The sequence below is a fragment of the Centipeda felix genome, from assembly GCF_900186465.1.
Classification (GTDB): domain Bacteria; phylum Bacillota; class Negativicutes; order Selenomonadales; family Selenomonadaceae; genus Centipeda; species Centipeda felix.
In genome coordinates this window covers 237,202-250,727 of record NZ_LT891956.1, presented here as the reverse complement: position 1 = coordinate 250,727, position 13,526 = coordinate 237,202, and the positions used below count along the sequence as shown (strand labels likewise).

The following is a 13,526-nucleotide window of genomic DNA, read 5'->3' as shown; positions in this document are numbered from 1 at the left end:
CACGCGTCAGCCACTCTTTTTCTATCTCTATTATATTCTCCCCACAAAATCCTGTCAAGTGCGCTCGCTGTGCTGCCCCACATAGCTCCCCGCGAGGAATAGGATGAGGGAGGCGGTGATGCCGACAGAGATCGGATGCAGGCCGAGCGGTTTGATCCCGAGTGCCATCGCGGCGCAGTAGATGACCGTGCCGCCCGCCATCGCGGCGAGTGCGCCCGTGCGGTTGGCCCAGCGCGTAAAGAGGCCGAAGACGAGCACCCAGAAGAACGCCGTCTCAAGGCCGCCGAACGCGAACATATTGATGAGCCAGATGAGCGACGGCGGCGATACTGCCAGGAGAAAGACGATCACGCCGAGCACGGCAGTGACCCCCATGGAGAGACGGCGCAGCCGCTCCTCGGGAACGTCCCTGCCGTGCTTCTGTGCGTGGTGGAGGTAGACGTCCTTCACCACGGCGGAGGATGCAACGATGAGTACGCCCGAGATGGTCGAGATGGAGGCGGCGAGCGGCCCGATGATCGCAAAGCCGAGCAGCTCCGGCGGCATGACGTGCGCCATGAGCTGCGGGATCACGCTGTCGACGCCCCCGAGTTCCTTTGCCTCCACGCCGAGCACGCCGCGCCCGAGCACGCCGACGAGATTGACGGCGATGTTCATAAAGGCGATGACCACCGTCCCGATGATCATGGCGCGGTGCATATCACGGCTGCTGCGATAGCTGATGCCGCGCACGACGGACTGCGGCAGGGCGATGGTGAGTGCCCCCACGAGCAGCCACTGCGAGACATAGAGCGAGATGGGCATGCGTCCCTCCGCCGTTGGGGTCAGCATCGCGGGATGCGCCGTGCGCAGCTGTTCCAGAATCGCTGTGAATCCGCCGCCCGCCGCGAGGACGTAGTAGAACAGCAGGACGATGCCGAGCATCATCACGATCGCACAGCAGGTGTCGGTGAGCGCAACCGCACGGAACCCGCCGATCGAGGTGTAGATGACGACCACGATGCCGAAGAGCACGAGCCCCAGCTCATAGGAGTAGCCCGTCACTGCGGCGAAGAGCTGCGCGCCGCCCACGAACTGCGCGACCATCGAGGCAGCGAAAAAGAGCACGATCACGAACGCCGCGACTGCCGCGAGCGCATCCGACCGATAGCGGTGACGGATGATGTCCACGATGGTGACGGCGTGAATCCGCCGTGCGAGCCGTGCAACACGCGTCCCGAAGATCCCGAGCACAAGGAAGATGGTCATGGTCTGGATGACCGCCATGTAGATCCAGCCGAAGCCGATCTCATACGCCATGCCGGGACCGCCGACGAAGGAACTGACCGAGCTGTAGGTCGCGACCATCGTCATCGCGAGCACGAAGCCGCCGAGCGACTGCCCGCCGACAAAGTAGGTTGAGAGGAAGCCGCCCGCCGCACTCTGCCGCCGCACGTAGAAACCGAGCGCGAGCATCCCCGCCATAAAGCCGAGGAGCGGCAGGAGTACCATGAGATTCCCGCTCATCGCGCCCCCCCCTCTCCCGCCTCATCGTCGAGGGGAATATCCTCCGCCGTATGTGCGAGACAGACGGCGAGCACCGCGCCCGTGACGAGCACGCCGACCGACGACGCAACCGCCCAGAGCGGCAGCCCCATGACCGTCACGGGGACGGCAGACAGCCCGAATCCGAGCACGATCCAGATGAGCGCAAAGAGCACGCCCACCGCCGCAGTACGCCTCGCCTCACGGCTGATGGCGTCTGCCCATTTTTCATCCTGCATGATGAACCTCCTTGATACTAAGGAAGCACGGATAAATTCAGCGCGCGTCTCTTGACGCATCTTTCTTGCCCGCTCAATACCTGCAAATCCTCCACATAGCTTTAGCGATGCGTCCGATTGGGGTCTCTCGTCCGAACAAAAATCTACGCCAATCTGAGGCTCTATTTTATCAGCGATTCCTTAAAGCCCTTCTGCGCATCGTATGGAGCGGCGCAAACACGCTCCCACGAGATGCCGCAGGCGCGCCGTCAGGCGGACATATCCTGCCTGCGGCACGAGATTCATCTTAACACATCTCACATCGCATCGCAAATACAGGAAGCACGGATAAATTCAGCGCGCGTCTCTTGACGCATCTTTCTTGCCCGCACTTCGGCGGAAAATCTACGCCCATCTGACAGACTTCATTGTACCGGCAGCTCCTAAAGTACCGCGGCAATAATTTATTTTATGTAGATTAAAATAAATGTGAAATTTCCTTGATTCTTTGAGAAAAATGCGCTACACTCTTTTTATATGGCAGGATATGCAGGCGATCGGGGAGGAAGAATACCATGTCCATCAAACAAAAGCTGCTGCTTATGGGCGCCGTCATGGCGATCCTTGTCGGCGTGATCTGCGCGGTTGGCTATCACAGGGCACAAAGTGCCCTTGTTGAGAGCACCTCCAACGAGATTGACGCTGCGCTGAACGCCGAAGCTACATCGCTGAACGGCTGGCTGCTGGAAAGAAAGCAGCTCGCTCAGAGCGCGGCAAATCTGCTCACCGCCATGGCGGGCAGTCCCATGGAACATGACCGCAGTCTCATGAGTCTTGCCACCGGCGACAAGGCGATCCTTGACCTCAGTCACGGTGCCGAAAACGGTACTTTCATCAGCTGGGTGGATGGAGATATCACCGCCGAGATGGATCCGCGCACGCGCGACTGGTACAAAGATGCAAAGGCAGCGGATGCCCCCGGCTTCACCTCAGTGTACCAGGATCCGCTGAACAAAAAGCTGATCATCTCGGCTACTGCTCCCTACCGATCACCAGACGGAACCTTCGCAGGTGCCGTCTGCGCCGACGTCACACTGGACACGCTCTCCGCACGCGTACAGGAACTGAAATACCACGGCGAAGGGAAAGGCGTCATCATCGACCGCACAGGAATCATTATCACGGATGCCGACGGCAATACCCTGCGCAAAGCGTCGGATGATCCCGTCCTCAAGGATCATCTCGCGGAAATGCAGGAGAAAAAACAGGGACACTTCGTCGCCCCCATCGATGATGAGGAGCAGATCATCGCCTATACAACCGTCCCCGAAACGGGATGGATCATCGCCATTGCCGTTCCCGAGCACGTGGCATTTGCTCAGCTCGCGGATCTGCGCATCTCCTATGCGGGGCTGACCATTGTCGGCATCCTGCTCGTCATCGGCATCATCATCGCCCTGCTGCGCTTTGCCGCGACGATCACAACGGCAACGGAGGAACTCACAGGTCATGTGGATGCGCTTGCCCACGGACGGCTGAACCTCCCCGATCTCCCTGTGAACTCGGACGACGAGCTCGGACGGCTCGCCGCGAACTTCAACACCATGACGAAGAACATCCGTGATCTCATCAAACAGGTCGCATCGACCGCCGAGCAGCTTGCCGCCTCCTCTGAGGAGCTGACGGCGAGTGCACATCAGATGGCAGAGTCCGCCACGGAGATCGCGGGCACGGTCTCCGCGACGGCAACGGGGTCGGAGAAACAGCTCCACGCACTCACAGCGGCACGCGACACGATCCACAAGGTATCGGACGACATCGGGGCAATGTCCGCGAAGTCCGATGCCGTCGCCGACGAGTCCGCCGCGACCGCTGACGCCGCCAAGAAGGGCGCATCCCTGATGAACGACGCCATGGACAAAATGACTGCCATCGAGCAGAGCGTCCAGCGCTCGGCGGAGGTCGTGGAGAAACTCGGCGAGAGCTCCCAGCAGATCGGCGAGATCGTCGAGTCCATCTCCGCCATCGCCGAGCAGACAAATCTCCTCGCACTCAACGCTGCCATCGAGGCGGCACGCGCGGGCGAGACAGGGCGCGGCTTCGCCGTCGTCGCTGAGGAGGTCAGAAAGCTGGCGGAGCAGTCGCGCGACGCCGCCGACCAGATCAAGGAGCGCATCTCCTCCGTCCAGAACGACACGACGCACGCCGTCAGTGCCATGCACACGGGCACCGAGGAGGTGCAGGTCGGTGCGGGGGCGATCCATGCCGTCGGCGAGCAGTTCGACAGCATCATGCACAAGGTCGACGCGATCAATACGGAGATGACAGCGATTAACGCGGCCATGCAGAACGTTGCCCAGGGCGCGGAGGAGATCGTCCACGCTGCCGGCGAGGCCGATGCCATCTCGCAGACCACAGCGGCACACATGCAGACCATCGCCTCCGCCTCGGAGAGCCAGTCCGCATCGAGCGAGGAGATCGCCGCTGCCTCACAGGCACTCGCAACCCTCGCCACCGACCTGCAGAATACGACGCAGAAGTTTAGATTCTAAATCCCGCATGAAACAAGGGCTGTTGCGCGAAGCTGCAAACTTCGTGCAACAGCCCTCTTTTCGTAAGAAACAATTGCTTTTCACCGAATTCACGGTATAATAACCACAGAACGCCCCCAGACAAACGGCGGTGTCTTTTCCCCCGAAAGGGGGTGAGCAATAATGAGCGAGATTGGCGCGATCTTATTTCTTGTCGCGGCAACAGGCTATATTCTTGCGATAAACAAAAAGAAATAACCGCCCCTGCTTTGACCGGTGGAGCGGTTAGAAAAAGATAACCTATGATACTGGAAAAACACCGCCTGGGGCGTTCTTTCTATTGTTATTATAACAGACCCCGCACCTGCACGCAAGATAAATCTCACCGCAGAAAGGAAGCCCTATGACGGATATCATCGACCTGCACACCCACACCGTCGCGAGCATGCACGCATACAGCACCATCCGCGAGATGGCTGCAGCCGCAAAGGAGAAGGGTCTCTCCCTCCTCGGCATCTCCGACCACGCGCCCGCCATGCCCGGGACGTTCCATGAGATCTACTTTCACAACTTCAAGGTGATCGGTCACGCCTCGTACGGCGTCGAGATCATGATGGGGGCAGAGCTGAACGTCATGGATGAGACGGGGCGCGTCGATCTCCCCGAAAAGGTGCTGAAAAAGCTCCACTACGGCATTGCGAGCCTGCACGATCTCGTGATCGCCCCCGGCAGCACGGCGGAGAATACGGCGGCGCTCGTCGGCGCAATGAAAAATCCCTACGTCAACATCATCGGTCACCCCGATAATCCCTCCTACCCTGTCGACTTTGACACATTGGCGCGTGCTGCCGCAGCGGAGCACGTCCTCATCGAGATGAACAATTCCTCCCACGACCCGCACGGCAGCCGCCCCGGCAGTGATCGCCTCGCACGCGATCTGCTCGCCGCCTGCCGCCGTCACGGCGCACATATCCTCCTCGGGAGTGATGCGCACATCGACGCAGACGTCGGGGAACACGGCTATACACACGCCATTCTCGATGAGATCGGATTCCCCACAGAGCTTGCGCTCAACGATGATCCCGCACGGCTGAAGGCATGGCTGACGGAGCGCCGTGCAAAAAATGGCGTACAGGGCTTGGATTATTTTTCCTAATTGTTTTGATTTTATCGTAATTTATTTATATTTATCGTTATTTATTGCTTTCATGGATAACGCACGCTTCCGCAGCAAAAAGCACCGATCAAGAAGCTCTTGATCGGTGCTTTTTCGTCGCCTCTTACTCCTCGCTCTCCCCCCACGAGGTATCCGTGAAGAGATCGAGCGACTCTCCGGGCAGGGCGCGCTGCGCGGAAATCTCGAACGGAATCTTCTGCGTGCGCACGCACGCAATAGCGAACATATTGATCGCCGTCGACATATTCATCCCGACCGCACCGCAGAACTGCTCAAAGCTCTTTTTGAGCTCGGCATCCATGCGGATACTAATGCTGGTCTGTGCCATGTATGCCATCCCCTTTACAAGTTCACACTTTCTTCTAAGAATATCATATTTCGTGCGCCGTTGCAATAGGGAGAGCCGCACAGGCACGCAGTTTTCGCAGGAGATTTGCCTTGCTCTTGGAGAGTGCGCCCGCGCTCGTGCCAAGGAGCACCGCGATACGGCGCAGGGTGAGGTCGCGAAAGTAGTGGAGATCGAGCACCTCCTTCTCTCGCGCCGTGAGGCGGTGCATCGCGCGCGTGAGGATATCCTCGGCGAGGAGCCGCTCCTCCGCCCGCTCCATCGGACGGTCGGCGGCACACCCCCGCCACAGTTCCTGACCGTCCGCTTCCTCCGGCGGTGCACAGGTGCGCGCCCGCCGCCGCAGCTCACGGCGGAACTCCGCGATGAGCGCATGGTGGACGCGCGCCTTGACAAAGCCCGCAAACGGGACACCCTGCTGTGCGTCGTAGTCATGTAGTGCCTCGAGAAAGGCGAGCGCCGCGACGTTCTCCGCCTCTGCCGCGAGCGATGTCCCGCGCAGATACGGCGCATACGCCTCCGCAACGATCAGCCCGCGGTAGCGCGCCGTCATCTCCGCCATGGCGCCCGCCTCACCGCGCACGGCGCGCATGATGACAGCGTCTTCCTCCGCCTTCGTTAGGGGCGCGTACCTTTGTTTTCCATCGAATACCATTTGATACTCCTCCTTCAAACATTTGTTTTGTTATCTGGAGTATATCAGCTCGATGAACGCCCTGCAAAAGCATCATCCCTGTGATGGCAGAAAAAACCGCAGATTTCTCTGCGGCAGATATCTTTTCGATGGGTTTTTTCACCCATGCAGCATACGCAAAATTTTCTTACGGCAGTTCAGGCGCCGCGAGCGACGCAAGGGATGCACTGATGACGTTCTCGTCGACCTGCTGGATGCAGGAGATGATGTAGTCACGGTTCTCCATGTGGAACGGGATGAGGTGGTGCAGCCGCAGGACGCGCGTGCCATCGGGCAGGCGCTTGTGCAGGAGGATCGTACTCTCCGCATCCGCGTGGAGGAGGAGGCTCTGCAGATGCGCTGTGCTGTAAAAGCGCTGATAGAGCGGCAGCTCGGCGGGGAGCACCATCGCCTTGCCGTAGCGGTCGAGCAACTCCTCAAATGGATCAAATTTGTTGAGATAGCTCGGCTCGGTGACGGAGCAGTACACCTGCGTAAGCCGACGCCGATTGAGGTCGAGAAGATCGACGCGGTCGTAGAGCTCGATGATCTGGTTCATCGCCTCCTGTGTGGAGCCTGCCTCGGCACTGAAGCGCGAGATATTCACAGTCGCCATAAGGAAGACGGCGCGCGTGTCGTCCGCGTCGCGTGCGATGAGCCGCAGGCGGACACTGTTAAAGGAGTTGCGCGTGACGAAATCCGTATAGACCTCGCGCTCTGTGCGGTCCGCCTCCTCGATCATGCGCGCGATCATGCGCCGGTTCTGCTCGAGGCGGCGCTCGTAGTGCGGTGTGTCGACACTCCCATCGTCGAGCTCGATGCTCTTCATGAACAGGCGGAACATGTGGTTCTGATAGAGGTACTTGAACGAGCCGTCGCAGTCCTCGAGAATGGCGAGCGCGAGCGAGTCGCCGATCTCAGGTGAGCCGCGCCGCTCGAGCGGCGTGTTCGAGAGCACGTTGATCGCGCCGACGCGCGCGTAGTAGCTGCCGAGACGGAACGGCTCCACCTTTACCCGCGCCGTGGGGCCATGGCAGTAGGCAATCGCCTCTGCATACGGAATCGGCGGGCTGAAAAGATATCCCTGCACCTTTTCGCAGCCGATTTCCCGCAGAAACTCGAACTGCGCCTCGGTCTCGACGCCCTCGGCGAGCGTGTGCATCCCGAGTTCCTTTGCCATGTTGACGATGGAGCGGATGACAATCGCCGACTTCGGGTTCGTCTCGAACGAGCGCAGGAAGTTCATGTCGATTTTGAGTACGTCAAAGATATAGTCCTTGATGTTGTTCAGCGAGGAGTAACCGCTGCCGAAATCATCCATCCAGACCTCGTAGCCCAGCGCACGGAAGCGCGCGATCTCGCCCTGCAGGAACGTCTCATCGTCGCCCTGCACGCCCTCCGTGACCTCGATGTTGAGCATCTTCCGTGCCACGCCATGGCGCAGGCGGACATCCTCGACCGCCTGCACCATATCCATCAGGCGAAAATCCGCCCGAGAGAGGTTCACCGAGACACGCAGAAGACTCCAATCCGGTATATCACGCTGAATCTGTACGATGGATGCACAGACCTGATCGATGATGCAGAGGTCAAGCTGCGGCGAGAGATGCGCGTCCTCCAGCACAGGGACGAACACGCCCGGCGAGATGACACCATAGACGGGATCATGCCAGCGCGCGAGTGCCTCGAATCCGCAGATCTCACGCGTCATCGTACGGATCTCGGGCTGGTAATAGGCCATGATGTGCCCGCCCATAATTGCCTTGGAAAAATTGCGGACGATGTAGCTGCGGAAGTTGAGCTCCTCCTCCATCGAGAGGTCGAACACCGCCCACACGAGATCATAGGTGTTCTTGATGGTGTTGCAGGCGATCTTGGCGCGATCCACGATGCGCGCGACATCCGTCACATCTGCATCGGGGCGGTAGATGCCCGCCTTTAGCTCGAGCGGAAGATGCGTATCGTAGATGCGGACGTGATCGTGGATGAACTGCACCTGTCGATCCGGCTGCTCGATCGGCGTCGCCACGACGAAGTGATCGTCGTTGAACCGTGAGAGCAGATCTCCCGGAAACGTCTCACGCAGGAGATCCGCGATATAGCGCAGGAAACGGTTGCCCTGCTGAAAACTGTAGCGCTGGTTAAAACTCTTGAAATTTTCAATATCAAAATAAATGAACGTGAGCGGCCGCGTCATCGGATCCTGCAAATGGAGCGACGCATGCCGCATGAACTGCATCATATTGAGAAGGCCGGTCACGGGACAGACCTCTTTTTTACTATAGTTTTCCAGTAATGTTGTTCCCATATTCGCCTCACCTACCCCCTAAGGGGATCGCCCCGCAGTGCTGCAACAGTGCATCTTTCCCCGCTTTTCCGGGCCGCAGCTGCTGCCCGGCTGCGACGGTATGCTCGGTAATTCGCGCAGCCGAACAGGAAAATCTGATCCATGGTTTGATCTGTGATTTCTCAGAGCGAGATACGCGCGAATTCCTCGAGCATGTCACGCAGGCTCATGCCGCTCGTGCCGCTGAGCACGCCCGAGCGTTCCCCTGGAGCCTGCTTCATCTTGGCGACGATGGCGTCAAAGAGATCGTCCTCAATCGAGCCCGGCACCAGCTGCTCCCAGTTTGCAGCATCGTACGGGCGCTCCTTGACAGCGTTCTCGGGGCGTCCCGTCACCTCGAGCTCTGAGATGAACATGATCTCGCGCCGCTCGGGGCTGATGTAGTAGTGCTCCAAAAAATACTTGTTCGGGCGCACCTTGCCATCCTCGGCAACGGGGCCGCCCGTCGTGTTTTCCACGAGACGCACCCACGCCTCGATCATGCGCTCCCTGCCGCTGTTCGGACGCAGTACCCAACGTGAGTTTTTGGAGTCCAGATAGTAGGTAAAGCCGTTGTCTACAAAAAGGGTCTTGTATCGCGCCTTCTTCTCGCGTTTTTCCTCTGCTTTCTTCGCGTCACGCGCCGCCTTCTGCGCCGCCTTGGCGGCTCGGCCGCCTCGGCCGCCGCCGCGCACAGCTCGCGCACGCTGCCCGTGATGTGCGTCGTCACATTCGGCAGCTCCGACGGCAGCGGCGTATCGAGCAGCTTTGTTGCAGCGTCAGATAGACGGATGCCATACTTCTTCACGACAGCGTGTGCATCCTCTGCCGTCGATGTATCGGGATATGCGGGGCCCGATGCGATCATATCGAGCGGATCGCCGAGAATGTCGCTCAGTACAATCGTAAAGACCTGTGCGGGCGCACAGTGCTCTGCAAACCGCCCGCCCTTCACAGCACTCATCCGCTTGCGCAGCGTATTCACCGCCACGATGTCCGCGCCCGAGGCGAGCAGCTGCTCCGTCAGATCCTTCAGCTCCTCCGCCGGGATCAGCGGCTTTTCAAAGAGCGCACTCCCGCCACCCGAGAGGAGGAAGAGCACCGTATCCTCCGCCGTGAGCCCCTCGGTCAGGTCAAGCGCCTCCTGCGTCGCCGCAAACGAATTCGCATCCGGCACGGGATGTCCCGCCTCATGACAGGCAATGTTTGGTATATCGCCCTTGATATGTCCATACTTTGTAATGACAATGCCGCAGTCAATACGACTGCCAAGCTCATCCGATGCCGCATGCGCCATCTGCCACGCCGCCTTGCCGACCGCGACCAACACAATGCGCCCCGTGCCGAACGTATGCCCGCGCAGAGCCTTCTCCACCGCCGCATCCGGCAAAATCGCCGCCAATGATTCCTGTATGATGCCATCCGCATCGCTGCGCAGATTCATAATCATCGCTCCTTTTCTTCTTTCTTCCTATTATAACACACGATTCAAGAGGCGCCCTGCCTCTTGTCAATCTGTATGTCACCTGTTATAATGGACATAGAAAGAACGTCCCTAGCGGCATCTTTCCAGAGTCAAGTGTTATATTCATAGAGAATAACCGCTCGACCGGTCAAAGCTGGGCGGTTATTTCTTTTGGGTTATTGCAAGTAAATATCCGGTTGCCACGACAAGCAATACAATCGCGTCAAATTCGGTCATACTCACGCACCCCCTTTCGGGGGAAAGAAGCCGCCACAAGTCCGGGGACGTTCCACATCCATTATAGTGGACGCCCACGCGAAAAGCCAAACATATTATCGAAAAACCTGTTCGGAGCACAAACTCCAAACAGGCTTTTATAATATTGGAATCCCTCAGTTCACGACGTTCTCGGGCTTCCCTTCGATAAACGACTTCACATTATCCGCCGTCGTCTTCATGATGCGCTCACGCGCCTCCTTCGTTGCCCACGAGATATGCGGCGTGATGATGCAGTTCGGCGCATGGAGGAGCGGGTTGTCCGCCTTGATCGGCTCGATCGATACCACATCGAGCGCAGCATACGCGACCTTGCCGCTCGCGAGCGCCGCTGCGAGATCCGCCTCGACGATGAGCTGCCCGCGCCCGTTGTTGACGAGAATGACGCCGTCCTTCATCTTCGCGATATTCGCCGCATTGATGAGTGCCTCCGTCTCCGGCGTGAGCGGGCAATGGAGAAAGATAAAGTCCGCTTCGCGCAGCAGCGTATCGAGCGGCACATAGTCCGCGAGCGCTCGTCCCTCCGCGCGCTCCGTGCGGCTGTAAGCGAGCACGTGGACGTTCATCGCGCGCAGGATGCGTGCGACCGCCTGACCGATTCGCCCAAATCCAACGATGCCCGCCGTCTTGCCGCTGACCTCGATCAGCGGACGCTGCCAATAGCAGAAGTCGATGCTCCGCGTCCAGTCGCCCGCATGCACGGAGTGATCGTGAAGTCCGACCTGCGAGCACGCCTCGAGGAGGAGCGCTATCGCATACTGCGCCACATTGTCCGTACCATAGACGGGCACATTCATGACAGGAATATTCTTCTGTCGTGCATACGCCGTGTCCACGACATTGTAGCCCGTCGCGAGTACAGCAATCGCCTTGAGGTTCGGGCAGGCGTCGATGACCGCGCGCGTGAGCGGGGTCTTGTTCGTCACGGCGATCTCCGCATCGCCGATGCGCTCCGCGATCAGCGGCGACTCCGTGAGCGCCGTGCGGTCATAGACCGTCACCGCCCCCAGCGCCTCCAGCGGCGCCCAGCTGATGTCCCCCGGGTTCTCTGCATATCCGTCGAGCACAACAATCTTCATGACATTTCCTCCTCGACTGTCCTCCGAATCAATCCTTTTATCGCTTTTTCTATTTTACACGAATTTTCTCTCATGGGGAAGAAAATATTTGATTGACAATCGTCCGCCTTCCGTCTATCATCGTGACGACTTAGGAATTCACTGATGCGTTCAGCACCAATCCAAGAGACTTCATTTTATCAGCAATTCCTCAGGGAATCTCGGAGGATATAGGCCACACGTTCATGCCTCGGCATTTCACAACAGGAGGAAACGATGACGCGCGAACCACCAAAACACGGCGAGATCTGGCGCCACTTCAAAGGGAAGCTCTACCGCATTGAGACTGTGGCTGAGCACACGGAAACGGGCGAAATGCTCGTCATCTATCAGGCACTCTACGGGACATACGGCATCTACGCGCGCCCGCTCGCGATGTTCCTGAGCGAGGTGGACCGCATGAAATACCCCGGTGCCGCACAGAGGTATCGGTTTGAGCGAATCAATACGGCGCACGACACATAACGCCGTGTGTATTTTACCCGCGTCCGACAGCAGGTATGCGCCACTTTATCGCGAATTACACCAAATCATACAGATACGAGCATGACAGGAATCATGCCAAGGAAGAACTGAACTGATTGAGAATGGAGAAAAATCTATGGATCAGGCAACACTGACGCTCATCGTCCTCGCCGCTGCGGCGGTGCTCTTTGCGACCGAGGTCATTCCGCTCGCCGTCACAGCGATGAGTGCGGCAATCGTCCTCGGGCTCCTCGGTGTGCTGACGCCGACACAAGTCTTTGCCGGGCTGTCGAACCCCACCGTCGTCCTCTTTGCGGGCATGTTCATCATCGGCGCAGCGATGTTCCAGACGGGACTCGCACAGCAGATCGGCATCGCCGTCGTCAGGCGCTCAGGCACAAACGAGCGCGCGCTGATGGCCGCCCTCATGCTCATCACAATCATCCTCTCGTCGGTCTCCTCGAACACGGCGACCGTCGCGTGTCTGATGCCCGTCGTCATCCAGATCTGCCGCACGGCACAGATCCCCGTCTCGCCGCAGCTTATGGCGCTCGCCATCGCCGCGAACGTCGGCGGCACGATCACGATGATCGGCACGCCGCCGAACATCCTCATGAGTGCGACCCTTGAGACGGCGCATCTGCGCCCCTTTGGCTTCTTTGAATTCGCATGGATCGGCATCCCGCTCTCCCTCACGGGCATGATCTACATGCTCACGATCGGCCGCCATCTCTGTCCGCGTCACCTCGCACTGGAGAGTGTCTCCGAGGAGTCGGAGGCGGAGAAAAGCGATCCGCGCAAAATGGTCATCTGCGCCGTCATCCTCATCGCCGTCGTCCTCGCCATGGTGCTCGAAAAGAGCATCGGCGTCGACATGGAGACCATCGCCATCATCGGCGCACTCGCCTGTGTCCTGACGGGCTGCCTGACAGAAAAGCAGGCGTATCGCGGCATCGACTGGACAACGATCTTCCTCTTTGCGGGGATGCTCCCGCTCGCCAATGCCATGGAGAGCAGCGGCGCGGGGCAGCTCATCGCGAATGTTGTCGTCGGGCTCATGGGCGATGCCCCCTCGCCGATGCTCATCATCACGGCGATGTTCATCCTCTCGTGCGGGCTGACCCAGTTCATGTCCAACACGGCGGCGGCGGCACTCCTCGCCCCCATCGCCATCTCCATCGCGCAGACCATCGGCGCGGAGCCGTACCCGATCGTTATGGCCATCGGCATCGCCGCCTCCTGCGCGTTCACCACACCGGTCGCGACCCCGCCGAACACGCTCGTCCTTGCCGCGGGACAGTTCCGCTTCATGGACTACGTCAAAATCGGCCTTCCGCTCGTCCTCCTCTCCCTCATCGTCTGCGTCCTCATCATCCCCCTCGTCTGGCCGTTCTGACACGCCAAAAT

At 59.2% G+C, this 13,526-nt stretch carries 10 protein-coding genes and 2 pseudogenes; 4 read left to right on the top strand and 8 right to left on the bottom strand.

What is annotated here, in order from left to right; genetic code table 11:
- Positions 1–54 precede the first annotated feature (54 nt).
- Both panF and C1713_RS02245 read right to left on the bottom strand, forming a co-directional pair.
- Positions 55–1,506 carry a sodium/pantothenate symporter gene (gene panF / locus C1713_RS02250; RefSeq protein WP_102492891.1) on the bottom strand — a complete coding sequence of 484 codons (1,452 nt, stop codon included), beginning with the start codon at positions 1,504–1,506 and terminating at the stop codon, positions 55–57.
- Positions 1,503–1,763 (bottom strand): DUF997 family protein, encoded by a 261-nt coding sequence (locus C1713_RS02245; RefSeq protein ID WP_170950750.1) that lies wholly within the window; start codon positions 1,761–1,763, stop codon positions 1,503–1,505. Before C1713_RS02245 ends, panF begins: the two co-directional genes overlap by 4 nt.
- 554 nt (positions 1,764–2,317) lie before the next feature.
- Between C1713_RS02245 and C1713_RS02235 the strand changes: the two genes are divergently transcribed.
- Together C1713_RS02235 and C1713_RS02230 are read left to right on the top strand one after the other, a co-directional pair.
- Positions 2,318–4,294, top strand: coding sequence for a methyl-accepting chemotaxis protein (locus tag C1713_RS02235; RefSeq protein WP_102492889.1), 1,977 nt, complete (start codon positions 2,318–2,320; stop codon positions 4,292–4,294).
- Between the two features lie 382 nt (positions 4,295–4,676).
- Positions 4,677–5,429 (top strand): phosphatase, encoded by a 753-nt coding sequence (locus C1713_RS02230; protein ID WP_102492888.1) that lies wholly within the window; start codon positions 4,677–4,679, stop codon positions 5,427–5,429.
- Between the two features lie 124 nt (positions 5,430–5,553).
- Here C1713_RS02230 and C1713_RS02225 read toward each other — a convergent pair whose 3' ends face one another.
- The 6 genes and pseudogenes from C1713_RS02225 to C1713_RS02200 form a co-directional block, all read right to left on the bottom strand.
- Positions 5,554–5,778 carry a type II toxin-antitoxin system RelB/DinJ family antitoxin gene (locus C1713_RS02225; RefSeq protein ID WP_039981258.1) on the bottom strand — a complete coding sequence of 75 codons (225 nt, stop codon included), beginning with the start codon at positions 5,776–5,778 and terminating at the stop codon, positions 5,554–5,556.
- Between the two features lie 43 nt (positions 5,779–5,821).
- Positions 5,822–6,451 (bottom strand): sigma-70 family RNA polymerase sigma factor, encoded by a 630-nt coding sequence (locus tag C1713_RS02220; RefSeq protein WP_050341967.1) that lies wholly within the window; start codon positions 6,449–6,451, stop codon positions 5,822–5,824.
- 166 nt (positions 6,452–6,617) lie between these two features.
- Positions 6,618–8,777: a GGDEF domain-containing phosphodiesterase gene (locus C1713_RS02215; protein ID WP_102492887.1), complete on the bottom strand. Its 2,160-nt coding sequence runs from the start codon at positions 8,775–8,777 to the stop codon at positions 6,618–6,620.
- A gap of 161 nt (positions 8,778–8,938) precedes the next feature.
- A pseudogene (locus tag C1713_RS02210) lies at positions 8,939–9,463 on the bottom strand (hypothetical protein); the annotation flags it as partial.
- Positions 9,463–10,245, bottom strand: a pseudogene (locus C1713_RS02205) (glycerate kinase type-2 family protein); the annotation flags it as partial. The pseudogenes C1713_RS02210 and C1713_RS02205, both read right to left, overlap by 1 nt.
- A gap of 407 nt (positions 10,246–10,652) precedes the next feature.
- Positions 10,653–11,615: a D-2-hydroxyacid dehydrogenase gene (locus C1713_RS02200; RefSeq protein WP_102492886.1), complete on the bottom strand. Its 963-nt coding sequence runs from the start codon at positions 11,613–11,615 to the stop codon at positions 10,653–10,655.
- A 255-nt stretch (positions 11,616–11,870) separates the two neighbouring features.
- On the opposite strand from C1713_RS02200, the gene C1713_RS02195 reads away from it, so the two are divergent.
- Together C1713_RS02195 and C1713_RS02190 are read left to right on the top strand one after the other, a co-directional pair.
- Positions 11,871–12,119 (top strand): DUF1653 domain-containing protein, encoded by a 249-nt coding sequence (locus C1713_RS02195; protein ID WP_006690657.1) that lies wholly within the window; start codon positions 11,871–11,873, stop codon positions 12,117–12,119.
- A gap of 136 nt (positions 12,120–12,255) precedes the next feature.
- On the top strand, positions 12,256–13,515 hold the full coding sequence (locus C1713_RS02190) for an SLC13 family permease (protein ID WP_102492885.1): 1,260 nt from the start codon (positions 12,256–12,258) through the stop codon (positions 13,513–13,515).
- Positions 13,516–13,526 lie beyond the last annotated feature (11 nt).